The organism is Rhodococcus sp. NPDC003382, assembly GCF_053589135.1.
Genome location: NZ_JBSFRH010000004.1, coordinates 68,152 through 91,895, shown reverse-complemented (window position 1 = coordinate 91,895; position 23,744 = coordinate 68,152). Strand labels below are relative to the sequence as shown.

Sequence of the window (23,744 nt, the reverse complement as noted above, 5' to 3'; positions counted from 1 at the left end):
TCCGATGAACGAGCGTACTGCGTCGGCGGGGGATCCGGCGGCCGATGCGCGGACGCCACCCGGTACGTCAGCTACGTCGAGCGGCCGCGAGCCGGACGTGGGTGTTGGCCGATCCGTATCCGTCGTACCCGCCGCGACGTTCCAGAATCTCGACCTGGAAACCGCCCTCCCCCGGGACGGTGTAGGCGTGCAGCAACTCTCCCGTGGCGTTCCGGTCGTAGAGCAGATCGTGCTTACGGAGCAGGACGAGCAGATCGGGATCGAGGGCGAAGCGAGCGTCGAGATCGGCGTAGTAGTTGTCGGGTGGGCTGAGCAGTTCGACGCCGCGGGAACGGATGCGCCGCACTGCGTCGACGACATCGGGTGTCGCGAACGCCATCTGGGTGATGCCGTGCTGCTGTGCTCCGGCGCCGCTGTCGGAAACGGTGAGAGCGACACGCAGATCGCCCTTCTCCGCGCGCAGCGCGCGAATGCGCAGCCGTCCCTCCGGCTGGATGTATTCCTCGGAACTCACCGGGTGCAGGCCGAACAAGGTGCGGAAGAACGAGAGCTCTTCGTTGAGCTGATCGGCGGAGACGGCGACGTCGAGGTGGTCGAGCCCGAGCCACCCGTCGTCCGGTGCGCGCTCGTCGTCGGCGACGAAGTCGGTGCGCCAGTCGTCGGTCTCGCCGGGTTCGGCGCTGACGAACACGTGCAGACCGGACGGCGACGTGATCCCCGGCAGGTCGGCCTCGCCCTCACCTCGCGTCTTGTCGACGGCGGGCCACAACAGTGCCGTGGCGCGCTCGGCGACGTCCGCGACCGGCGGTGCGACCAGCCCGAACGCGGTCGCGGCGGGGCCCGGTGCTGCTTCGTTGACCACCACGTGCGCGCCGCCGTTGCGCCACCACACGACGGGTTTGGTGCGATGCCGACCCGCGACGTGAAAGCCCAGTCCGGACAACAGGCCGGGATATACCGATCCGGTGGGGTCGGACAGCTCGACGAACGCGACGTCGGTGCGGCGCGGGGCCGGGGGTGCGACGGAGATCTGTTCCCGGGCGGGTCCGGACAAGCGGGTGCCGAGCTGATCCTCGAGGAACACCAGCGATCGCATTCCGTCGCGGGCGGTGACGAACGGATCGGCCTCGCGCACGACGTCGCTGAAGATCTCGAGGGACAGCGGTCCGCGGTAGCCCGCCTCGAGCACGGCCGCGACGACCCCGGCGACGTCGAGCGTGCCCTGGCCGGGGAAGCACCGGAAGTGCCGGCTCCACTCGAGCACGTTCATGTCGAGCAGGGGTGCGTCGGCCACCTGGAGGAACCCGATGCGGTCACCGGGGATCCCGGCGAGGGCCGAGCCGTCGTCGCCGCGCGCGAGCATGTGGAAGGTGTCCACCGCGAGGGTGATCGCGGGGTGGTCGGCGCGGAGCACCGCGGCCCACGCCCGGCCGACGCGATCGACGTGCCGTCCCCAGGCCAGGGCTTCGTACGCGACGGTGATTCCGAAGGACGCGGCGAGTTCCCCGACCGCGTGCAGTTGCTCGGCCGACAGGTCCGGGTCGTCGACGGCGTCCGGCAGCGTGTTGGAACACGCGAGTACCGTGCCGGCGCCGAGCGCGGACGCGACCTCGAGCTTGCGGCGCACGCGGTGCAGGACGGCGGGGAATCGTGCGGGGTCGACGCCTTCGACGTCGCGGATCGGCTGGAACAGGTCGACCGTCAGGCCCAGGTCGGCGCACCGGCGGGCGATCTCCTGCGGCGGGAGCGGGGACGCGACGAGATCGTTGTCGAAGATCTCGACGCCGTCGAACCCGGCGGCGGCGATCGCCTCGAGTTTCTCCTCGAGAATCCCGGACAGGGACACGGTCGCGATTCCACGGTGCATCAGCTGGTCAGCTCCTCGAAATGGCGCAGCATCCGGTCCGCGTCGGGTTTGCGGCCGGTGAAATATTCGAACGCGCCGACCGCCTGGAAGACCGCCATGCCGCCTCCGGGCACGACGCGGCACCCGCGGGAGCGGGCGAGCCGGACGAATTCGGTTTCCAGCGGGAAGTAGACGACGTCGGAGACCCACAGGTCGCCGCGGACGAGGTCGGCGGGCACGGGCAGCCCGGGATGGCCGGTCATGCCGGTCGGGGTCGCGTTGATCAGTCCCTGCGCGCCGGCCAGCGCGCCGGCGAGATCGGTGGTGGCGGTGATGCGGTCGTCGCCGAATCGTTTGGCGAGGCGGGTCGCGCAGTGCTGGGCCTTCTCGGTGTCGACGTCGACGATCGACACGTGTGCCGCGCCCTGGTCGAGCAGCGCGTAGGCGACGGCGGATCCGGCGCCGCCGGCGCCGACGAGCACGGCCCGGTCCGACACCGCGTCGGGCAGCACGCGCCGGAACGCGCGGCCCCAGCCGGACCAGTCGGTGTTGCGGCCGAGTGCGCGACCGTCCCGGAAGACCACGGTGTTGACCGCGCCCAGGTCCTCGGCGTCCTCGGTGAGTTCGTCGAGCAGGTCGATCACGCGCTGCTTGAACGGGTGCGTGATGTTGAGTCCGTCGAAGCCGAGGCGACGGGCCCAGTCGAGGACCTGCGGCAGTTCGTCCGGGCCGAAGCCGAGCCGTTCGGCGTCGATCAGCCGGTAGGCGAGGCCGAGGCCGGATTCGTGTCCTTCTCGTTCCTGCATGGCGGGGGTCAGGGAGCCGCCGATGCCGGCGCCGACAAGGCCGAGGACGAAGGTGGGGTGGTCAGTGGTGGGCATCGTGTCGTTCCTCGATGTGGTTGTCCAGGGCGGCCGGGCTGTTCAGTGCCGCGACGTGCCGGACGGCGTATTCGTAGCCGGCGGGTCCGAACCCGGCGATGACGCCGGTCGCGACGGGCGCGATGTAGGACAGGTGCCGGAACGGCTCTCGCGTGTGGACGTTGGTCAGGTGCACCTCGATCACGGGTGCGGCGACGGTCGCGAGCGCGTCGCGCACGGCGACCGAGGTGTGGGTGTAGGCCGCCGCGTTGATCACGAGGCCGCGGACCCGTTCGCGGACGTCGTGGATGTGGTCGACGAGGGTGCCCTCGTGGTTGGTCTGGCGGAAGTCGAGGTCGTAGCCGAGGTCGGCCGCGGCCCGTTCGCAGAGTTTCTCGATGTCGTCCAGGGTCGCGGTGCCGTAGAGGGCGGGTTCGCGCCGGCCGAGCAGGTTGAGGTTGGGTCCGTTGAGAACCGCGATGGTGGGGCGGGTGGTCATCGCGGCGCTCCGACCGGGACCGGCGAGGTGTGCGTCTCGGGTGTCGAGCCGAGGTCGGGGGTCGCGATCTTGTGGGTTCCGTTCGGTCCGGTGGCGACCGCGACGGCGGCGATGACGACGGCTCCGGCGGCGAACAGGGCCACGCGATACCAGTTGCCCGCGTCACCGTTCATGAGCGAGCCGGCGATGGCCGGGGTGAAACCGGCGAGGGCGAAACCGAACTGGGTGCCGATCGCCATTCCGGACAGGCGGACGCTCGTCGGGAAGTATTCGGCGTAGGTCGCGGGCCAGCAGGCGTTGGGCATGCTGTAGACGACGCCGGCGAGCAGGATTCCGGTGATCAGGACGAGGGGGACGTCGCCGCGGGAGATCGACCACAGGAATGCCGCGACGAGGACGGCGCTGCCGATCAGGCCCGTCAGGAACACCGGTTTGCGGCCGATCCGGTCCGAGAGCATGGCCCACAGCGGGATCGTGCCGACGGCGATGACGTTGGCGATGATCGCGAGCCACAGCATCGTGCTGGAGTCGATGCCGATGCTGTATTCGTCGTCGGTCGCGAAGTTGAGGGCGAAGACCTGGAAGGCGGTGTTGACCATCGCGATGAAGGACGCGAAGAAGACGCGCAGGACGCCGCGCCAGTGGTCGCGTAGCAGGAGGGACAGCGGTGCGCGCGGGACCTCGGCGTGTTCCTGTTCGGCGTGGAATTCGGGTGTCTCGTCGAGGGTGCGCCGGATGAGGAATCCGACGAGGACGACGACGGCGCTGAGCCAGAACGGGATCCGCCAGCCCCAGGCGTGCAGCTGTTCGTCCGACAGCAGCGCGGCGAGCGGGAGGAACACCGCCGGTGCGAGCACCTGGCCGCCCTGGGTGCCGCTGAGCGTCCAGCTGGTGAAGAAGCCCCGCCGGTGGTCGGGGGCGTGCTCGAAGGACATCGAGTTGGCGCCGGCCTGTTCGCCGGCGGCCGAGATTCCCTGGAGGAGCCGGAGGACGACGAGCATCGCCGGGGCGAGCAGGCCGACCTGACCGTAGGTGGGCAGGCATCCGACGAGGAAGGTGGAGATGCCCATCAGCAGGAGGGTGCCGATGAGGATCTTCTTGCGGCCGTAGCGGTCTCCGACGTGTCCCATCAGGAAGGAGCCGAACGGCCGGGCGATGTAGGCGACGCCGAAGGTCGCGAGGGAGGCGACGGTGGCGGCGGCGCGGTTTCCCTCGGGGAAGAAGATCGTGGGGAACACGAGCGCGGCGGCGGTGCCGTAGATCGCGAGGTCGTAGTACTCGAGGGCGCTGCCGCTCCAGGCGGCGAGCGCCGCTTTGCGCGGCGTCCGCTGCACGGTCGTTGTTTGGGTCATGAGACTGCTTCCGTCGGTCGCATGGTCATTGTCGGTCGATTCCGACGCTAGGGGTGGCCGAGGTCACACGGCAATCGTTTGCCATTCTTTGCCATACTTGCGCCATGGCTTCCGAACCGGCCGCTCGGCCCCCGCGCAAGCGCGCCACCATCACCGATGTCGCCCGGGCCGCCGGGGTCGCCGCATCGACCGTTTCCCGCTCGTTCACGAACCCGGACCGGGTCAACTCGAGCACGCGCGAGCACGTGCTCGAGGTCGCCGCCGAGCTCGGCTACTCCCCGAATCCGATGGCCCGCGCGCTCGAGTCGGGGCGCACCAACACCCTCGCCCTGCTCGTGCCGGACATCACGAATCCCTATTTCGCCGGGGTGATCAAGGGCGCCGAACGCGCGGCGGCCGCGGCGGGGCGCACCCTGGTGCTCGGGGACACGCAGGAGAGCGCGGCGACCGAGGCGCGGCTGCTCCAACGTCTCGGGCCGGCCGTGGACGGTTTCGTTCTCAGCGCCTCCCGCATGCCCGACGACGACCTCCGGCGCGCCGCCGAACTGAACACCATCACGCTGGTCAATCGGGCGGTGCGCGGATTCTCCTGCGTCGTGGCCGATTACGATTCCGGTACCCGCCAGATCGTCGATCATCTCGCGTCGTTCGGACACCGGTCCCTGATCTTTCTGGGCGGCCCTCCCGAATCGTGGTCGGGCGCCCGGCGCTGGCTCGGTCTCCGCGCGGCGGCGCAGGAACGCGACATGGAGGTGCGCCGGTTCGGCCCCTACTCCCCCACGCTGGGCGGTGGCGCCGCGGCGGCGGACGCGGCGGTGGCCGCCGGCGCCACGGCGGTCGTGTGCCACAACGACATGCTCGCGCTCGGCGTGCTGCGCCGACTGCACGAACGCAGGGTCGTGGTCCCGGAGGACATCAGCGTCGTCGGATTCGACAACATCTTCGGCTCCGACCTGTGCACCCCGACCCTGACCACGCTCGCCGAGCGCACCGAGGATGCGGGGTCCCGCGCGATCGAGATGCTCGGGCGGCAGACCTACGAGGGGGTGGTGGAACCGGCCGCGAGCGTGCTGCCGACCCAGCTGGTCGTGCGCGGGTCCACGGGCGCGGCCCCGTCCTGACGCACGGGAAAGTACATCAAATCGATTTGATGTATCGGTGATATCCTGGGGTTATGGCGTCGGCACGTCGATCCGTTCCGTCCTTCGTGCAGCTGGCCGCGCATCCGGTCCGGTGGCAGCTGCTCACGACGCTGTCCGGCAGCGACCACCGGGTCCGGGAGATGGTGTCCCTGATCGGGGAGCCGCAGAACCTGATCTCCTACCACCTGCGGCTGCTCCGCGACGGCGGCCTGGTGCGGGCCACCCGCAGCAGCTTCGACGGCCGCGACAGCTACTACCACCTGGACCTGGACCGGTGCACCGAGATGCTGGCCGGCGCCGGCGCCGCCCTGCATCCGGCGCTCGGCCGCACCCTCGCACCCCCTGCGCCCGGCCCAGCACCCGCACCGGTGTTGTTCGTGTGCACCGGCAACAGTGCCCGCTCGGCGATCGCGGAGGCGCTGCTGCGGTGGCGCACCGACGGCGTCGTCGAGGCGATCAGCGCCGGGACCCGACCCAAACCGGACATGCACCCCGACACGGTGCGGGTGCTGCGCGAGGAGTTCGGGATCGACCTCGGCGATCGACGCCCCCGTCATCTCGACACCCTCGCCGGCCGTCGGTTCGGCACGGTCGTGACCTTGTGCGACAAGGCCCGCGAGGTCTGTCCCGAGTTCGGCGACGACGACACCCGCCGGATCCACTGGAGCATCCCCGATCCGGCAGCGGCCGGCGGTGCCGACGAGGACACCTATCCGGCCTTCCGGGCCACCGCCACCGAGATCGACACCCGCATCGGGTACCTGATCGCGACTCTCACCACCCCACCATGACCGACTCTCACCACCCCACCATGACAGGGAGTATCCGATGACCACCTCCGACGACTACGTCAGTGTCCGTTACCTCGTCGACGACGTGCCCGCGGCGATCGACTTCTACACCCGCCGTCTCGGCTTCACCGTGCTCACCAACCCCGCCCCCGCCTTCGCCGACGTGATCCGGGGTTCGTTGCGCCTGCTGCTGTCCGGCCCGGCCAGTTCGGGGGCTCGCGCCACGCCGACGGAGTTCGCGGGTCCGGGCCGCAACCGGATCCATCTCGTCGTCGGCGACCTCGACGCCGAGATCGCCCGCCTGCGCGGGGACGGCGTCGAGTTCCGCAGCGAGGTAGTGACCGGGCCGGGTGGCCGCCAGATCCTGCTCGCCGATCCCGCGGGCAACCTCATCGAGCTGTTCCAGCCCGCCACTCGGCACGCCTCCACGACCCACTGAGCCGACCTTCACGCATTCGAATTCGGACGAAAACCCCCACTGCTCCGAAATCGGACCCTACGGTTTGGCGGAACCCGCTCGGATGCCGTACAAATTGTGTCGTGTCACACAGCTGTGATGTGAATCATGGCTCGAGGCACATTCCGGCGGGGTCGCAGGGGAACCCGCCACGACCTGCTCGCAACCCGAGCGGAGGAAACACATCCATATGCGTTTACCGATGTCGCCGACCGATTCGATGTTCCTTCTCGGCGAGACCCGGGATCGCCCCATGCACGTGGGCGGCCTGATCCTGTTGCAGCCTCGCGACGGCACGACCGCCGCCGACCTGAGCGCCCGGTTCACCGACTCGGTCCGCGACGACCACGTCGATCCGCTGTGGCGCAAACGCGCGGTGCGGTCGCTCGGCACGCTCGGTCAGTGGGCCTGGGAGGAAGACCGCGAGTTCTCGCTGTCGTACCACGTCCGGCGCAACGCGCTGCCGCGGCCCGGCGGCCTCGACGAGCTGTGGGATCTCGTCTCGCGGCTCCACAGCACGCTGCTCGATCGGCACCGGCCCCTGTGGGAGGTACACCTCATCGAGGGCCTCGCCGACGGCCGCCTCGCGGTCTACACCAAGATCCATCACGCGCTCGCCGACGGGGTCGGCGCGATGAAGCTGCTGCGCCGGGCCCTGAGCCCGGATCCGGACCGCACCGGTATGCCCGCGCCGTGGGAACCGATCGAGCCGCCGAGCCGCACCCACACCGGCGGGACCGCACTCGGTCTGCCCGAGGCCGCGATGCAGACGATCCGGGCCGCCGCCGGGGAGGCGATCGGTCTCGTCCCGGCACTCGTCGGCACGGTCGATCGGGCGCTGCACGGCCGCGGTGGCTCCCTCTCGCTCGCCGCACCGAACACCATGATCAACGTGCCCATCTCCGGAACCCGCCGGTTCGCGGCCCGGTCGTGGCCGCTCGAGCGGCTGCGCGCGGTGGCGAAAGCCGCCGACGCGACCGTCAACGATGTCGTGCTCGCCATGTCGTCGGGGGCCCTGCGCGCGTTCCTCGGCGATCACGGCGAGCTGCCCGACAAGCCGCTCGTGGCGATGGTGCCGGTGTGCCTTCGGCCCGACAAGGGTTGCTCGGGCAACGAAGTCGGCGTCCTGATGTGCAATCTGGCCACCGACGTCGCGGATCCCGCCGAGCGGCTCGCGGCGGTGTCCGCGTCGATGGGACAGGGCAAGGACGCGATGCACGGGATGTCCCCGCTGTCCCGGCTCGCCACCAGCGCACTCGGCGTCGCTCCGCTGGCGGTCGGCATGCTCACCAGGAACCGGGCGCTGCCGCGACCGCCCTTCAACGTGATCGTCTCCAACGTGCCCGGCCCGGCGCACCCGCTGTACTGGAACGGCGCGCGCGTGGACGCGGTGTATCCGCTCTCGGTTCCGGTCGACGGCCAGGCCCTGAACATCACCTGCACGAGCACCGACGACTCCATCGCCTTCGGTCTGACCTCGTGCAGCCGGAGCCTGCCGCATCTGCAACCGCTGCTCGACCGCCTCGACGATGCCCTCGTCGCCCTCGAACGCGCCCACGGTCTCGAGCCCCGGCCGGCCGCGTTCACCGTCGACCCCGCCGTCCCCTTCCGTGCGCCGAACCCCGAGCACCGGACCGTGCAGGTGGTGGCCGAACCGGTGCCCGCGCACGCGGGTTGAGGCCGGACCCGCGCGAAGCCGTGGACGGTGGCACCGAGTGGGCCGCCTGGATCGACGGATCGCCGCGTCTGCTGTCCCAGGTCGTCGACGAGTGGCGGCTGAGACCGGACGGCGCCGCGATCCACGGGCACCGGTCGCTGGTCCTGCCGGTGCGCGACGCCTCCGGTGATCCGGCCGTACTGAAGGTCGGCTTCCCCGACGAGGAGTCCGCACACGAGCACCTGGCGCTGCGGCACTGGCACGGTGACGGCGCGGCGCAGCTCGTCCGGGCCGATCCCGCGCGCCGCGCGCTGCTGCTCGAACGGCTCGGTTCCGAGGATCTGACCGGGTTGTGGGACGTGGAGGCATGCGGGATCGCCGGGGAGCTGATGCTGCGGTTGCATCGCCCGGCGGTTCCGCGGCTGCGCCGGTTGTCGGGGTATGTGAGCCGGGAGGCCGACATTCTGGCGCGGCTGCCCCGCGACAGTCCGATCCCCCACCGGCTGGTCGAGCAGGCCGTGGCGCTGGTGCGGGAGCTGACGGCCGACGAGGGCGCGTCGTCGGTGATGCTGCACGGCGATCTGCACTACGGGAATGTTCTCGCCGGGGAGCGTCGGCCGTGGCTCGCGATCGACCCGAAACCGTTGGCCGGCGACCGGAACTTCGAGCCGGCGCCGCTGTTGTGGAACCGGTGGGACGAGCTGGCCGGCGATGTCCGCGGCGGGTTGTTGCGCCGGTTCGAGGCGGTGGTCGATGCCGGGGAGCTCGACGAGGAACGGGCGCGCGGTTGGGTGGTGGTGCGGTCGGTGATCAACGCGCGGTGGACGCTCGACGGGGCTCGGGGTCCTCTCACCGGGGAGCAACGCGATCGCGTGACGCGGTTCGTGACCATCGCGAAGGCAGTTCGACGCTGAGTGCTGCGGGGTACGCTCGCCGTCAGCGGTGTCCCGGACGGAAGGACTCGGAACGTGTATTCCTACAAGGTGGTCGAGCTCCGGGAGAAGATGCTCGGCGGAAAACTCTCCGGTGAGAAGCTCGAGAAGGTTCTCAACGAGCACGCGCGAGACGGCTGGCAGCTCAAGGCGATCACTTCCGCCGACATCAAGGGACGCGTCGGACCGGGTGGCGTGGAGGGCCTGTTGATCACGTTCGAACGCCGGGACTGATCCACGGAACGGACGGTCGTCGATCGGAGCGACCGCCGGATCGGGATGCGGGCGTGCTTGCCTGTCGTCGTGATGTTCCGGGTCGGAGCACCGTGCGGTGGCGACTCTGCCGAACCGGTGCCCTGGCAGATCGTGCCGTTCGGGAAGTGGTTCGTCGTGCCGTAGTCCGACACGGTCGGCGGGTGATGCGGGTGCGGCGGCCCGGTCCGCCTACCCTGTCACGGTGAGTGAAACAGTGCAGTCCCATCCCGGCGGGGTCGAGGACCCGATCGCGCGGGGTGAGCGGCTGCGGCTGTTCTCGTTCGCGACAGCGGAGAAGCGCACCGAATATCTGTGGGTGTTGCGGGCGTTCGACCATGCCCGCGCCAACTATGTGGTGTTGCTGCATGCCGGGGAGGTCGCGTCGATCCTCGGGCGGATCGGCGGGGACGATCCGGCGGCGGCGTTGTCGGCGCAGGACGTCACGCCGCTGCTCGAGCAGCTGCACGCGTGGGGTCTGCTCGAGCGCAGCTACGACGGGACGCGGGCGGCGACACTCGCCGAGTACCGCAATCGGCATTTCGTGTATCAGTTCACCCGGCCCGGTTATCACGCGTTCCGGGCGGTGGAGGACGTGCTGAGCGGCCGCGGGGAGGATGCGTCGCTGTCGCGGCTGGCGCTGGCGGATCTGCTGGCGGATCTGACCGATCTCGCGGCGGCGAACGAGGCGGGTGACGGGGAGCTGGTCATCCGCAAGCTGATGCGGCTCGATGCGACGTTGTCGGACATGGCCGAACGGGCGGCCCGGTTCTATCTCGTGCTCGGTGACATGGTGCGGACCACGGAGATCACACCGGAGGTGTTCCTCGCGCACAAGGACGCGTTGCTGATGCACATGCGCGAGTTCAGTTCGGATCTGGCGCGGTTCGCGCCGAAGCTGACCGCCGCGCTCGAGCGGGTGCAGGCGACCGGCGTCGAGCAGTTGTTGGCGCGGGCTGCGGCCCACGACGAACGGGTGTTGTTGCCGGTCGAGGAGCGGGAGGCGGACTGGCGGTCGCGGTGGCGCGGCATCGAGCACTGGTTCGCCGGGGTGGGGTCGGCGCCGAGCGAGGCCGATCGGCTGCGGGAGGGCACGATGAGCGCGATCGCCGCGGTGCTGGCGTTGCTGCGGCGTGTCACCGAGACCCGCAAGGGCGGGGTGAGCCGGGAGTCGCAGTTGCGGCACCTGGCGGGCTGGTTCGCGGCCGCGCCGAGCGAGGAGGCGGCGCACGCCCTGTTCGGGGTGGTGTTCGATCTGGGCCGGCCGCGGCATTTCGCGATGCCGCACGCGGATGCGGAGGCGGTGCCGATCGGGATGTCGTGGTGGGAGGCGCCGCCGGTGGAGATCTCCCGGACACTCGCCGAGACGGGCCGCACCCCGTCGGCGGGGGCGCCGGGCAAGGTGGTGCGGAACGAGTCCGGGATCCGGCGGCTGCGGGAGGTGCAGCTCGCGGCGCAGCGTCGCCGCGCGGCGGCCGCGGCGTCGCTGGCCACCGGGGGTGTGCGGGAGCGGGAGTTGTCGGAGGCCGAGACCGAGGTGCTGTTGGGTCTGCTGGATGCGGCGTTGTCGGCGCGGGTGCCGATCAGTGCCCGCGTGGGGGATGCGGCGACGGGTTCGGGGAACGGGGTGACGTTGACGTTGACGCCGAGCGCGGAGTCGATGGTGGTGCACACGGCGCGGGGCCGGTTGCATCTGGACGGCCTGTCGGTGGACGTGCGGTGAAGGCGCGGAGCATTCCGTCGCTCGAGCTGGATTCGTTCCAGCGGGCGGTGCGGTTGATTCTCACTCACCATCTGGTGACGGTGTCGTATCCGGATCCGAATGCGCTGCCGCTGGTGCGGCGGTGGGCGACGGAGTTGCGCGCGGATCTGCTCGAGGCGTTCGGGTATCGGCTCGAGGTGACCGAGACGACGGCCCGGTTGTTCACGGTCGCGGATCGGCTCGATCCGGGAGCGGGCACCTCGACGGTGTCGGATCGGCCGTTCGATCGGCGGCGCTACGCGTATCTGGCGTTGGCGTTGGCGGCGTTGGGGCGGGCCGGCAATCAGATCAGCCTGTCCGAGCTGGCCGAGCACGTGGCGGCGGAGGCGTCGCAGGTCGACGGGGTGGAGCTGGCGGCGGATCGGGCCGCGGACCGGGATGCGTTCGTCGATGCGGTGGCGTGGTTGTGCACGCGGGGTGCGATCACCCTGGCCGACGGGGATGCCGGCCGGTGGGCGTCGGATCCGGAGGTCGGTGAGGCCTTGTACGACATCGACCGGGCGGTGGTGACGGCGTTGTTCCGGCCGCCGCGGGTGTTGCAGCATCTGCGGTCGGTGCGCGGGCTGCTGGCCGACGGGGGCATCCCGGCCGATCCGGAGCGTCCGGTCGCGGCGGCGGAGGTCGCGCGGCGGGTGCGGCGGGCGCTGGTGCAGCGGCCGGTGTTGTACGCGGAGGAGCTCGACGATGCGGAGGCGTTGCAGTTGGCGTTGCCGCGGACCGCGGCGGACGTGGAGTTGCTGACCGGTCTGGTCGCCGAGCGCCGCGCCGAGGGCGTGGCGCTGGTGGATTCGTCGGGCCGGCTGTCGGATCTGCGGTTTCCCGGGACCGGGTCGGTGGCGCAGCTGGCGTTGCTGCTGGCCGGGGAAATCAGCGCCCGGGTGCTCGACGCGGGGGTGCCCGAGGACGAGGACGCCGGGCTGCTGCGCATGCCGTTGCCCGCGGACGGTCACGAGGCGCTGGTGGCGGCGGTGGATGCGGCAATCCCCGCGGCGGGGGTGTTCGCGGCGCTCGCCGTGGAGGACGGCGCAGAGTCTGGGTCCGACCCGGCGCCGGAGCCGGAGCCGGAGCCGGCCGAGGAGCGGCCGGCCGCGCTGCATCCGCTCATCGAGGACGGGTGGCTGGCTTCGACGGTCGGGCAGCTCGTCGACGCCTACGGGCGCACGTTCGCGGCGCAGTGGCAGGCCGATCCGGCCGGGTTGGCCGCGGCGGCGCTGGATCTGCTGGAGAAGCTGCGGCTGGTGGTGCGGGTGCCCGGTGGGGTGCTGGCGTTGCCGGCGCTGGCGCGCTACCGCGGGGTCACGGTCACCGTCCGGGAGCGGGACCCGCAGATCGATCTGTATCCGGGAGACTCGAGCGAGGCGGAGTTGTCATGAGCAGTGCCCGTTTCCGGCCGACACGGGCCGGGATCATCAACCTGTGGGACTACCGGGACCAGGAGTTCTCGTTCGCCGACGGGCGCCTGGTGCTGCGCGGCCCGAACGGGTCGGGCAAGACCAAGGCCCTCGAGGTGCTGTTCCCGTTCGTGTTCGACGGCCGGATCGAACCGCGCCGTTTGAACCCGTTCGCCGGTGAGGAACGCACGATGCGGTCGAACCTGCTCTACCGCGGGCAGGACAGCGCGTATTCGTATGTGTGGATGGAGTTCTGCCGCGGCGACCGCGACGATCCGGAGGCCGTGACGGTCGGCATCGGGATGCGCGCCACCCGCGGCAACGACAAGGTCACCCGCTGGTATTTCGTCGTCGACGGCCGGGTCGGGGTGGACTTCTCGCTGCTCGACGCCGAGGATCGGCCGCTGACCCGCAAGCAGCTGATCGACGAGGTCGGCGCGGACGCGGTGTCGGATCGGCCGGTGGACTACCGGGCGGCGATCGACGCGCGGCTGTTCGGGCTCGGCGCACAGCGCTACGAGCAGCTGATCAATCTGATCCTCACGCTGCGGCGGCCGCAGCTGGCGAAGAATCTCGACCCGAAGGGGTTGTCGCAGGCGTTGACCGACGGTCTGCGGCCGCTGGACGACCGGCTGGTGCTCGAGGCGGCCCGCTCGTTCTCCGACATGGAGGAGGTCGCGCGGGTGCTCGAGTCGCTGTCGGCGGCGGACGAGGCGGCGCAGCGGTTCGTCACGGTGTACGGGAGGTATCTGCGGCAGCAGGCGCGGGCGGACGTCGAGCAGGTCGCGGCTCGGCTGGCGGCGGTCGACGCCGGGATCGAGACGCTGCACGGCGCGGCGGCGGACCGGCTGCGGTCCGGGACCGAACGTGCGACCGTCGAGCAGCAGCTCGCCGAGACCGAGCGGGAACTCGAGCAGGCCCGCGCGAATCTCGAGGCACTGCAACGCTCGAGCGCGTACGAGGGCAAACAGCAGCTCGACGACCTGGCGCAGGCCGTCGCGAATCTGGAACGCACCACCATCGCGCAGGGCGAGCAGGCCCGGCGGGCGCAGGCCACGCTCGCGCAGCGCACCGAGGAGACCGAACGCGCGGCCGCCGCGGTGACGGCGGCGGTGACGGCGCTCGCGCGGGGCGAGGCGGCGCTGGCCGCGGCGGCGGAAGACGCGGGAATCGTCTGGGCCGCACCGCAACCCGAGGTACGCGCCGAACAGCTGGCGGCCGCGATCGACGGGCACGTGGCCGAACGCGAAGCCGATGTGCAGGCGGTGCGGTCGGCGCTCTCGCGCGTCGAGGGGGCCGCCTCGGCGCGGACGCGCGCGGAGGCGTCGGCGCAGCGGGGCCGCGCGCAACTGGACACCGCGCGGGCCGCGGTCGAGGCGGCGGAGACGATGGTCGAGCTCGCCCGCGCCGAGACGGCGAATCAGCTGCGCACCTGGTGGGGTGAGCACGGCGACGAGTTCGCGGCGGCAGGGGTCGCGACCGGCCTGCTCGACGCCCTCGACGACGCGATCGCCCGCGCCGGCGACGACGACGCGCCCGCCCCGGCGGCGGTGCTGGCGGCGCACACCGCGTCCGCGGTAGAGGAACTGAAGTTCCGGCGGCGGTCGTGCGCGGCGGACGCGGAGGCGCTCGAGGCGCGGATCGGGGAACTCGAGTCCGAGCGGGCGGCGATCGCGGCCGAACACGACGACGCTCCCCCGCCGTTCCCGGCCCGGCGCGGCGACCGGGAGGGTTTGCCGGGTGCGCCGTTGTGGCGGCTGGTGCGCTTCGCCGACGAGGTCACGCCGGAGGCAGCGGCCGGGATCGAGGCCGCGTTGGAGGCGGCGAATCTGCTGGACGGCTGGGTGTCCGACGAGTCGGTGCCGGGCGCCGACACCGAATCCGAGCAGTTCCTGGAGCCGCTGCCGGCGGCGCAGCGTCCGGCCGGGCGCACCCTGGCCGACGTGCTGGTCGCCGAGCCCGATGCCGGTGTTCCGGAGCAGCGGGTGCGGGATCTGCTCGCGTCGATCGCGTTGACCCCGGCGGACGAGTCGGTCGCCGTGGCCGTCGACGAGAGCGGCCGGTTCCGGCAGGGCGTGCAGGTCGGGCGCCACGGCAAGGACCACGCGGAGTTCATCGGGGCGACCGCGCGGGCGCGGCGCCGGCAAAGCCGGATCGCGGATCTGGACACGATGATCGCCGAGGCGCGGGCCGCGGTGGAGGCGCTGGGCGCGGACCGGCGCCGGCTCGGGGAGCAGCTGACCCGGCTCGAGCGGGCCGCGTCGGCGTTGCCGCGCACCGGCACCGTGTCGGCGGCGTTGCGGAAGGTCACCGAGTGCGCCGGCGCGCTGCGGACCGCGACGGAATCGGCCGCGGCGGCGGACCGCGACTTCGATCAGGCCCTGGCCGAGCATGCGGCGCGGGAGCAGCAGGTGCGGGCCGCGGCGGCCGCGCATCGCGCCCCGCACACCGCGCGCGAGCTCGACGCGGTCGCGGCGGCGATCCGGCACTTCCAGACGCAGGGTCAGGCACTGCTGCGGGCCCGGCGCGAGCACACCGCCGAGCTCGAGCGGTCGCGGGATGCGGCGGCGCGGCTCGACGAGGCGCGGCGGGCCGCCGAGGAGTCGGCGGAGCAGGCGGCGGTCGCCGAGGAGTCGTTGACGGCGCAGCAGCAGCGGCTCGAGACGCTGCGGGACGCGCTCGGTGCCTCCGCGGAACAGATCGACGAGCAACTCGAGCAGGCCCGTGCGCGGATCGAGGCGGCGAAGGCGGCGCAGCGCACCGCCCGCAAGGCCTACGACGCGGCGATCGAACGGATCGGCAAGGCCGAGGCGGCGCACACCGCGGCCGAGCAGACACTGCGGTCGGCGCTGGTGGAGGCGCTCGCCGACGCCGAGCACCTGGCCCCCTATGCGCGCCCGGAGTTGTTGGGGCTGTTGGGGATCGAGCAGCCGCACGCGTGGCCGGCGGGTCCGGCGGCATGGCTCGACGCCGATCAGCTGGTGTATCGGATCCAGCGTGACACCGGCGAGGAGGTTCCGGTGCTGCCGGCGGAGGTGTCGGCGCTGTTCGCGTCGCTGCTGGCGGCGACCGAGTCGGTGACGGTGTCGGAGTCGGCCCGCAAGTCGACGCGCACGGCGCTGACGTCCGCGTTGCAGGAGTTCGATGCGCAGCTGGCGGCGGCGGGTCAGGACTATCGGCTGCACTGGGACGCCCCGGACGGGGTGACCGTGGTGCGGGTGCAGGACGAGCAGGGGTTCTCGTCCGTCGGGCAGTTCGCGACGCGGATCGCCGCCGCGCGCCGCGATCAGGAACTGCTGCTCACCGACGCCGAGCGCCGCATCCTCGAGGACGCGTTGCTGACCGGGCTGGCGCAGCAGATCCACGAGCGCACCGTCGACGCCCGCGCGCTGATCGCCCGGATGGGCGCCGAGATGCGCAAGCGGCACATGTCCTCGGGCAACACGATCGGCGTGCACTGGGCGTTGGCCGATCATCTCGACGACCGGTCGCGGGCCGTGTGCCGACTGCTGGACCGCGACGCGTCGGCGTTGGGCGCGGACGAATTGTCCGAGGTGCGCGCGCATTTCGCGGCGCAGATCCGCGCCGAGCGGGCGACGCACCCGGAGCGGTCGTACCCGGAGATCCTGGCCTCGACGCTGGACTACCGGCGGTGGCGGGTGTTCTCGTTCAGCCTGATCTCCGCGGACGGCACCGAGGACCGGTTGACGGTGGCGCGGCATTCGGCGCTGTCCGGTGGTGAGCAGTCGGTGTCGCTGCATCTGCCGTTGTTCGCGGCGGCGCACGTGATGCTCGATTCGGCGGATCCGCACGCGCCGCGGCTGCTGGCGCTGGACGAGGCGTTCGCCGGTGTCGACGACACCGGCCGCAGCGAGCTGCTGAGCCTGTGTGTGCAGTTCGACCTGGATCTGTTCATGACCGGGTTCGACCTGTGGATCACCTACGCCGGCGTGCCGGCGTGTGCGCACTACGACCTGGCGCATTCGGTGGCCGAGCACACGGTCGCGGCGACGCTGCTGGTGTGGTCGAGCGGGGATCTGCTCGCCGAGCACGACGGGTCGGAGCTGACCGCGGCGCTGGGTTCGCCGGGAACGCGGCGGGTGCTCGCGCCGGTCGAGGGGGCGCTCGAGTTCGCCTAGCGACCCGGCCGGCGGGGTGCCTGCTCCCCGCCGTCGCCCGATATCCCCCGTGCGGGGGATGGTCACCGGCGCGGCCGCGGGCTCACACTGACGGTATCGGCAGTACCGCCCGGTCACGCGAAACGTAGCGGAAAGCCTTTCCGGCAGAACGTATTTCGATGTGTGCGCCGGTCGTGGAATCCGGGCTGCCGTGTCGGTGCAGGAGGTTCGTCATGACCACCGTCGGAGAGCATGCCGGCGATCGCCCGGTCCAGGTGTTCCGGGGTCCGGGCGACGTGCTGCTGTGCATGACCAATGTGCGCGGGCTCGGGCGGGACAGGGTCCTGCGTCGTGGGCGCACCGCGGTGCGGCCGGGGTCGGAGGAATCCGGCTCCCCCGCCGCCGGGCTGTACGCGCGGTGCGTCCGCGGCCGGCTCGGGCACGCAGCCCGCTCCGCCTGATCCGACGTGTTCGATCCCCGGTTCAGGAGCACCCCATGGATACCGAAGCCCCGCACCCCGATCCGCCCGTCCGGCGTGTCGTCGACGCCGTGGTCGACGCGGTCGCCGACCTGGGGGTGAGTCACGTCTTCGGGGTGGACGGCGCCAACATCGAAGATGTCTACGACGCGTTGTTCGCCACCGACCGGCCCGTCCAGGGGGTGGTGGCCAAGCACGAGTTCGCCGCCGCCACGATGGCCGACGGCTATGCCCGCACCACCGGCGGGCTCGGGGTGGTGGCCGCGACCTCCGGCGGCGGGGCGATGAATCTGGTGGCCGGGCTCGCCGAGTCCTTCGCGTCCCGGGTCCCGGTGCTGGCGCTGGTCGGGCAGCCACCGACCAGGCTCGAGGGCGCCGGCGCGTTCCAGGACTCGAGCGGTAAGGCCGGCACGATCCACGCGGTCCGGCTGTTCACCGAGATCTCCCGGTACTGCGCGCGGGTCGAGGGTCCGGACGAGTTGCCCCGGCACCTCGACCGGGCGGTCGCCGCGGCGTGGTCCGGTGGGCCCGCGGTGCTGTTGCTGCCGAAGGACGTGCAGCAGGCCGCCGTCGACCGCGGATTCGCGTTCGCACCGCCGGCCCGCCGCTCCGGCCACGATCCGCGTGGTCTCGCCCGGATCCGGGACCTGCTCGCCGCGGCCCGCCGGACCGGGAAGATCGTGTTCGTCGCCGGGGATCAGGTGGCGCGGGACGACGCCCGCGAGCAGCTGCGCGCCCTCGCCGCCGCGACGGATGCCGCGGTCGGGGTCGTCCCGGACGCCAAGGACGTCTATCCCGCCGACGAGCCGGGCTTCAGCGGGGTGGCCGGCTGCATGGGGCACGCCGAACTGGTCGAGGCGGTGCGGCACTGCGCGTTGTGCCTGCTGATCGGGACCCGGATGCCGGCCCTGGCCCGCACCGGTCTGGAGGCGGCCCTCGACACGGTCCCGGTCGCCGGCATCGGTGCCGAGCCCCCCTATCTGCCCGCCGAGCACGCCACCGTCCTCGACCTGCGTGCCGGGTTGGGTGCCCTCGCCGAGGAGCTGTCGCCGGCGCGGCCGGCCGGGGCCGTCGCGCCCTGGATGTCGGCGCCGTTGCCGGTCCCGCTGCGCGACGGACCGGGGCTGCGGTACCGGGAGGCCGTCGAGGCGCTCGCGGTGATGATGCCGGCCGGCGCCGATGTGTTCGCCGACGCCGGCAACACGGGAGCGTCGGTGGTGCACCATCTTCCGGTGTCGCGGGGTGGCCGGTTCGTCGTCGCGCTCGGGATGGGCGGGATGGGCTACAGCTTCGGCGCGGCGATCGGCTCCGCGTTCGCCCGGCAGCGGCGGACCTTCGTCATCGCCGGCGACGGCGCCTTCTTCATGCACGGGATGGAAATCCACACGGCGCTCGAATATCGGCTGCCGGTCACCTTCGTGGTGTTCAACAATAACGCCCACGCCATGTGCGTGACGCGCGAGCAGCTGTTCTACGGGAATCGGTACAGCTTCAACCGGTTCCGGCCGTCCCGGATCGCCGAGGGGGTCGCGGCGATGTTCCCGTCGATGCCCGCGTACCCGGCCGGGACCGTCGACCAGCTCTTCGACGCCCTCGAACTCGCGACCTCGGCGAGCGGTCCGTCGTTCATCGCCGTGGACTGCGACCCCGACGAGATCCCCCCGTTCCTGCCCTTCCTGCAATGAACCCAGCGAGGAGGACCACCGTGACCGTCCCGCTTCCCGCTCTCGCGGACATCCCCGGCGGCTTGCTTCCCGGGGTGCTGCGGATCGAAACCTCCGACCGCGAGTCGACGACCCCGATCATCCTGGACATGCTGCGGTCGGTGTATCCGCACGACCGGATCTTCGGCGACTACTGCACCGTCCACGGCTACATCGCGGCACCCCCGCGGGAGGTGTACCGGTACCTGTCGGACACCCGCAGCCTCGAGGAATGGACGTACAGTCTGCGCGACTTCACACCCACCGAAACGCCCGGGCTGTGGTCGGCGCACGACCGGCTCGGCACCGACACCACCATCTACACCCGCACCGTGGCGAACCCGGACGCGATGACCGTCGACTACCACTGCGCCTGGGACCAGGCCCGGCACCTGTGGATGATCTACCTGCTGCGGGTGGTCGACGCGCAGACGGTGTTCGACAAGCCCGGATCGGTGGTGCTGTGGACGAACTGCCACCACCCGTTCTACGACCGCAACCCGTATCCGGAGACCGCGCCGGCGGGCCGCAAGGTCTGGGTCGGGGACTTCTGGGACATGTTCGCCGCCGGGCACCGCCTGGAACTGGACAATCTCACCGCCCTGTGCGAATACCGGGCCCGCCGCGGCCTGCCGATCACCCCCGCCTGGATGAGGTGAGCCCGGCATGGTCACGGTCAGCCTGCTCGACGTCGCGAGCTACCTGCCCGGCCCGCCGATCGGCACGGAGTTCTTCACCCGGTTCGCGCGGTCGGACCGGATGGCCCGCAACGTCATGTTCCGCGCCCCCACCCACCGCCATCACGTGGCCGACGGGGAATCCGCCGTCGACATGGCCGAACGCGCCGTCGCCCCGCTGATCGAACGCCACGGCCGCGCGGCGGTCACCGGCGTCGATGTGCTGCTCACGCACACCCAGCTGCCGGACCTGCCCGTACTCGGGTGCGGTGCGGAGCTGGCACGCCGGCTGGGCATGACGCCGCGGTGCATCCTCGACGTGCACAACGGGGGCTGCGCGGCGTTCGTGCACATGATCGAACTCGCCCGGACCCTGCTGACCGGCACCGGGGCCGGCACGGCGCTGATCGTCGCGGTGCAGAACAGCGCCGGTCAGATCTTCACCCAGCCCGAGGTGCGGTCGCTCGCGCAGGCCGCGGTCCCCGGGGACGGTTGCGGCGCCGCGCTGCTGGGGGTCTCGGAGCGCGCGCCGATCCTCGGCATCGAGAGCCGGCATCATCCCGAGTACGCCGGGGACATGACCGCCGAGATCGACCCGCCCCGCAAGTACTGGGCCCCCGGCACCGGGCAACTGCACATCGCCTTCACCGACGCGAAGATCACCGCCGTCTTCGCGCGCGGCAACCGGCTGGTCCCGGAGACGGCGCTGGCGGTGTGCGATCGGATCGGCGTGAAGTCCACCCAGGTCGATACTTTCGTCACCAACCAACCCAACCGGTTGTTCCTGCGCAACTGGCGCGAGGCCCTCGAACTGGCCCCCGAGCGGCATCCCGACACCTTCGACGAGTGCGGCAACCTGTTCGGCGCGGCCATCCCGGTCACCCTCGACGCCGAAAACCGGGCCGGCCGGATCCCGAACGGATCGCTGGTGCTGCTCGCCGGATTCGCGCACGCCGGCGACTACGCCGCCGCCGCGGCGATCCGGTGGGGTGCGGCGCCGTGAGCGTGGTTCAGTTCGGCGGCGCGAGTTCGACGTCGGTGAACTCGACGGTCGCGCCCTCGGTCAGCGGCGGGGTCTCACCGGCCTCGCCGTGCCGGAAGAACGTGGGCGCGCCGAGCGTGGCCCGCAGCGTGTAGGTGCCGGGATCGGGCACCACGAAGTTGTTGGCGTAGTGGAAGAACGTGGAGTAGTAGAAGTTCAGCTGCTTCGAATCGACCACCTGACCGTCGCCGCCGACGACCTCGAGGGTGATCGGCACGTCGGGCACGATCCGCCCGGTGGATGCCTCGAACGGGATGATCTCGATGTGGTAGTTCTCCCCCGGCGCGGGTTCCCGGAACTGCTGCTCGGCGCCGGCCGGTTCGTACCACGGTTCGGCGGCCTCGACGATGTAGCCCACTCGCCACGGACCCGAGGTGGTCTCCCCACCCTCGGCGGAGATTTCCTCTTCCACGGTGGTGTACTGCTCGACGACACCGGCCGGGGCCGCGGCGTCGGCCGCTTCCGTCGTGGTGGCGGTGGTGGTGGAGTCGGCGGCGCTGCTGTCGCTGTCGCTGCAGCCCGCCAGGGCCAGAGCGCCGGCGGCACCTGCGGCCGCGAGAATTCGAGGTATCCGTCCCATCGGTTCCTCCTCGGAAGTGCCGGACCGGACGGGCTCGAAACAAGTGAGGCTAAGCTAGCATCGCCGCCGGTGTGGTCGTGTGTCTTTCCCGGAACCGGGTCGTCCGGGCCGATATTCGATTGTCCGGCGGCAGTGGCGCTGCTTGGATCGGGTCATGAGCGAACGCACCCGGATCACCCGCAAACCGGACCGCGGCACCGACGATCGGGCGGTCCTGCACAGGCTGCTCGACGACGCGCGGGTCGCGCACGTCGGGTTCGTCCGTCACGGATATCCGGTGGTGCTGCCGATGGCGTTCGGCCGGGACGGCAACCGTCTGTTCCTGCACGGGTCGACCGGTGCCGGCGCGTTCCTCGCCGCGCGCAGCGGCCTCGAGGTCTCGGTCGCCGTCACCCACCTCGACGGTCTGGTGTTCGCGCGCTCGACGTTCGACAGCAGCATGAACTACCGCAGCGCCGTCGTCTTCGGGGTCGCGACCCCGGTCCCCGGCGACGAGAAGGAAGTCGCGTTGCGGGCGGTCACCGAACATCTCATGCCGGGCAGGTGGGACGAGGTCCGTCCCCCGACCGCGAAGGAACTCGCGGCGACGACGGTGCTCGAACTTCCGTTGGACGAGGTGAGCGTGAAGGTCCGCGCCGCCGGGCCCGGCGAGTCCGCCGACGACGGTGAGGACCACAGCGTGTGGGCCGGGGTCGTCCCGCTGCACACGGTCGCGGGTGCGCCGGAGCGGTCGCCGCTCACCGATTCCGCTGTGCCACTGCCGGGCTCGGTCCGTTCCCTACTCTGACCCGAGGTGGGTGTGCACATCTTGTCGCTCCGCCTCGGGGCGGATTCAGGAGGCCAACGCAACACCCGCGATCAAATCCGAAAGCACATTACAGGGCTTCTTCCACCCGAGTGTCTTCCGCGGACGGATATTGAGCAGCCGCTGAACTTCGGTGAGATCCTCCTCGGCGATCTCACCGAAGTTCGTGCCCTTGGGATAGAAGTCACGAATCAACCCGTTCGACGCTCCTATGTTTGTCAACCAGAGATGTGGTTGTTGGCATCTCTGGTAGCGGACTCCATCACGCGGTAGAGCTTTCTTGCGAGGGTTCGTTTGAGGCAGCGTCGAATGTCGCGGTGTGTCTTACCTTCCAGGGTTCGGCGAGCTTCGTAGGCACGACTCTGCGGGTGACATCGCAACCGGGTGATCGCGACGGTGTGCAGTGCCCGGTTCAGAGCACGGTCGCCGCCTCGGTTGAGTCGGTGCCGACTTCGCTGCCCACTACTGGCCTCGAGTGGGGCGACACCGGCGAGCGAGGCGAACGCTGCCTCGTTGCGGACCCGCCCCGGATGGGACCAACTGAGCAACAGTCGAGCAGCTACCACGGGGCCGACGCCCGGTTGCGCAAGCAACGCCGGCCCCGCAGGATGCTGCTGCAGCAGACGGCCCAGCTCCGGATCGAGTTCGTCGAGTTGACCTGTGAGAAAACGGATACGGGCTGTGATCGACTGCAACGTCAGTACCGTGACGCGGTGTTCGACGGTGGCCGTTGTCGTCGTGGTCGACGATTCGATGCGGGATAGTTGTTTGGTCAGCGAAAGTCCGCGCAGAGTGGCGCGTAGGTGTTCGGGGGCGGCGACGATCAGACTTTTGAGCTCGTTGATGGCCTTGGTTCGACTGACGAGAACCCCTTCGCGGGTGGCAGTCAGGGTGCGGATCGCTTCCCGAAGTCCGCGTGCTCGGGGACTGCCCTGGTGCTCACGCGCCAGCGCACTGTGTGCCGCGCGGATCGCGTCGAGGCGATCATTCTTCGCGCCGCGAGCTCTTTTGAGGCTGCCGACTTCGGTGACATCCTCACCGGCCTGCGCCAATACGTCGGACAGTCCGGCGGCGAAGCTCCCGGTCCCTTCGAGCGCCCAGATCCGTCGACCAGGTGCGCGCTGGCGTGCCCAGTCCAGTATGCGGGCGTAGCCGGCGCCATCCGCAGATTCCACAAGGTGCGCGTGGACGCCGCCGGTGGCGGTGTCGAGTACAGCGAGGTCGATAGTGTCGCGGTCGGGGTCTCCTCCGATGACGAAATCGTATTCTTCTGCGAGCATGGTCATTACGGTTGCCTTCCATTTCGTCGGCGATCGTGGTCGGCACCGGCCTGGGAAGAAGTCACGTGTCGCGGCAGCACTGTGAGGGGTCACGCCTCATCGGCGGACAAGCTCCTGAT

At 71.0% G+C, this 23,744-nt stretch carries 20 protein-coding genes; 14 read left to right on the top strand and 6 right to left on the bottom strand.

What is annotated here, in order from left to right:
* Positions 1 to 67 precede the first annotated feature (67 nt).
* Genes ACWDUD_RS04765 through ACWDUD_RS04750 form a run of 4 tightly spaced genes read right to left on the bottom strand, consistent with a single transcriptional unit; the run spans position 68 to position 4,557 of the window.
* Positions 68 to 1,867 carry a TIM barrel protein gene (locus ACWDUD_RS04765; RefSeq protein ID WP_450108501.1) on the bottom strand — a complete coding sequence of 600 codons (1,800 nt, stop codon included), beginning with the start codon at positions 1,865 to 1,867 and terminating at the stop codon, positions 68 to 70.
* Entirely contained in the window at positions 1,867 to 2,727 is an 861-nt protein-coding gene (locus ACWDUD_RS04760; protein WP_450108500.1) for a shikimate dehydrogenase, read from the bottom strand. The genes ACWDUD_RS04765 and ACWDUD_RS04760 overlap by 1 nt, the downstream gene beginning before the upstream one ends.
* Positions 2,714 to 3,205 carry a type II 3-dehydroquinate dehydratase gene (gene aroQ / locus ACWDUD_RS04755; RefSeq protein ID WP_450108499.1) on the bottom strand — a complete coding sequence of 164 codons (492 nt, stop codon included), beginning with the start codon at positions 3,203 to 3,205 and terminating at the stop codon, positions 2,714 to 2,716. The genes ACWDUD_RS04760 and aroQ overlap by 14 nt, the downstream gene beginning before the upstream one ends.
* On the bottom strand, positions 3,202 to 4,557 hold the full coding sequence (locus ACWDUD_RS04750; RefSeq protein ID WP_450108498.1) for an MFS transporter: 1,356 nt from the start codon (positions 4,555 to 4,557) through the stop codon (positions 3,202 to 3,204). The genes aroQ and ACWDUD_RS04750 overlap by 4 nt, the downstream gene beginning before the upstream one ends.
* A 104-nt stretch (positions 4,558 to 4,661) precedes the next feature.
* On the opposite strand from ACWDUD_RS04750, the gene ACWDUD_RS04745 reads away from it, so the two are divergent.
* The 13 genes from ACWDUD_RS04745 (at position 4,662) to ACWDUD_RS04685 (ending at position 20,921) form a co-directional block, all read left to right on the top strand.
* Entirely contained in the window at positions 4,662 to 5,678 is a 1,017-nt protein-coding gene (locus ACWDUD_RS04745; RefSeq protein WP_450108497.1) for a LacI family DNA-binding transcriptional regulator, read from the top strand.
* 53 nt (positions 5,679 to 5,731) lie between these two features.
* Positions 5,732 to 6,490 (top strand): arsenate reductase/protein-tyrosine-phosphatase family protein, encoded by a 759-nt coding sequence (locus tag ACWDUD_RS04740; RefSeq protein ID WP_450108496.1) that lies wholly within the window; start codon positions 5,732 to 5,734, stop codon positions 6,488 to 6,490.
* 37 nt (positions 6,491 to 6,527) lie between these two features.
* A complete protein-coding gene (locus ACWDUD_RS04735; protein ID WP_450108495.1) occupies positions 6,528 to 6,929 on the top strand; it encodes a VOC family protein in 402 nt (133 codons plus the stop codon).
* Positions 6,930 to 7,149: 220 nt separating this feature from the next.
* Positions 7,150 to 8,625, top strand: a complete 1,476-nt coding sequence (locus tag ACWDUD_RS04730) for a WS/DGAT/MGAT family O-acyltransferase (RefSeq protein WP_450108494.1) — start codon at positions 7,150 to 7,152, stop codon at positions 8,623 to 8,625.
* Positions 8,626 to 8,645: 20 nt separating this feature from the next.
* A complete protein-coding gene (locus tag ACWDUD_RS04725; RefSeq protein WP_450108493.1) occupies positions 8,646 to 9,518 on the top strand; it encodes an aminoglycoside phosphotransferase family protein in 873 nt (290 codons plus the stop codon).
* Between the two features lie 54 nt (positions 9,519 to 9,572).
* Positions 9,573 to 9,770: a DUF4177 domain-containing protein gene (locus tag ACWDUD_RS04720; RefSeq protein WP_197250494.1), complete on the top strand. Its 198-nt coding sequence runs from the start codon at positions 9,573 to 9,575 to the stop codon at positions 9,768 to 9,770.
* A gap of 286 nt (positions 9,771 to 10,056) precedes the next feature.
* Positions 10,057 to 11,511, top strand: a complete 1,455-nt coding sequence (locus ACWDUD_RS04715; protein WP_450108571.1) for a TIGR02677 family protein — start codon at positions 10,057 to 10,059, stop codon at positions 11,509 to 11,511.
* The gene (locus tag ACWDUD_RS04710) at positions 11,508 to 12,923 is read left to right on the top strand and encodes a TIGR02678 family protein (protein WP_450108492.1); all 1,416 of its coding nucleotides are present in this window, start codon (positions 11,508 to 11,510) and stop codon (positions 12,921 to 12,923) included. Before ACWDUD_RS04715 ends, ACWDUD_RS04710 begins: the two co-directional genes overlap by 4 nt.
* The gene (locus tag ACWDUD_RS04705; RefSeq protein WP_450108491.1) at positions 12,920 to 17,080 is read left to right on the top strand and encodes a TIGR02680 family protein; all 4,161 of its coding nucleotides are present in this window, start codon (positions 12,920 to 12,922) and stop codon (positions 17,078 to 17,080) included. The genes ACWDUD_RS04710 and ACWDUD_RS04705 overlap by 4 nt, the downstream gene beginning before the upstream one ends.
* A gap of 212 nt (positions 17,081 to 17,292) precedes the next feature.
* On the top strand, positions 17,293 to 17,520 hold the full coding sequence (locus tag ACWDUD_RS04700; RefSeq protein WP_450108490.1) for a hypothetical protein: 228 nt from the start codon (positions 17,293 to 17,295) through the stop codon (positions 17,518 to 17,520).
* Between the two features lie 35 nt (positions 17,521 to 17,555).
* Positions 17,556 to 19,223: a thiamine pyrophosphate-binding protein gene (locus tag ACWDUD_RS04695; protein ID WP_450108489.1), complete on the top strand. Its 1,668-nt coding sequence runs from the start codon at positions 17,556 to 17,558 to the stop codon at positions 19,221 to 19,223.
* 20 nt (positions 19,224 to 19,243) lie between these two features.
* Entirely contained in the window at positions 19,244 to 19,900 is a 657-nt protein-coding gene (locus ACWDUD_RS04690; RefSeq protein WP_420751998.1) for an SRPBCC family protein, read from the top strand.
* Positions 19,901 to 19,907: 7 nt separating this feature from the next.
* A complete protein-coding gene (locus tag ACWDUD_RS04685) occupies positions 19,908 to 20,921 on the top strand; it encodes a 3-oxoacyl-ACP synthase III family protein (protein ID WP_450108488.1) in 1,014 nt (337 codons plus the stop codon).
* 7 nt (positions 20,922 to 20,928) lie between these two features.
* Here the strand turns inward: ACWDUD_RS04685 and ACWDUD_RS04680 are convergent, their stop codons facing one another.
* Positions 20,929 to 21,540, bottom strand: a complete 612-nt coding sequence (locus ACWDUD_RS04680) for a hypothetical protein (RefSeq protein WP_420751996.1) — start codon at positions 21,538 to 21,540, stop codon at positions 20,929 to 20,931.
* A 154-nt stretch (positions 21,541 to 21,694) separates the two neighbouring features.
* On the opposite strand from ACWDUD_RS04680, the gene ACWDUD_RS04675 reads away from it, so the two are divergent.
* A complete protein-coding gene (locus ACWDUD_RS04675) occupies positions 21,695 to 22,327 on the top strand; it encodes a pyridoxamine 5'-phosphate oxidase family protein (protein ID WP_450108487.1) in 633 nt (210 codons plus the stop codon).
* Positions 22,328 to 22,563: 236 nt separating this feature from the next.
* On the opposite strand, the gene ACWDUD_RS04670 is transcribed toward ACWDUD_RS04675, so the two are convergent.
* Positions 22,564 to 23,631, bottom strand: a complete 1,068-nt coding sequence (locus ACWDUD_RS04670; RefSeq protein ID WP_420754051.1) for an IS110 family RNA-guided transposase — start codon at positions 23,629 to 23,631, stop codon at positions 22,564 to 22,566.
* Positions 23,632 to 23,744 lie beyond the last annotated feature (113 nt).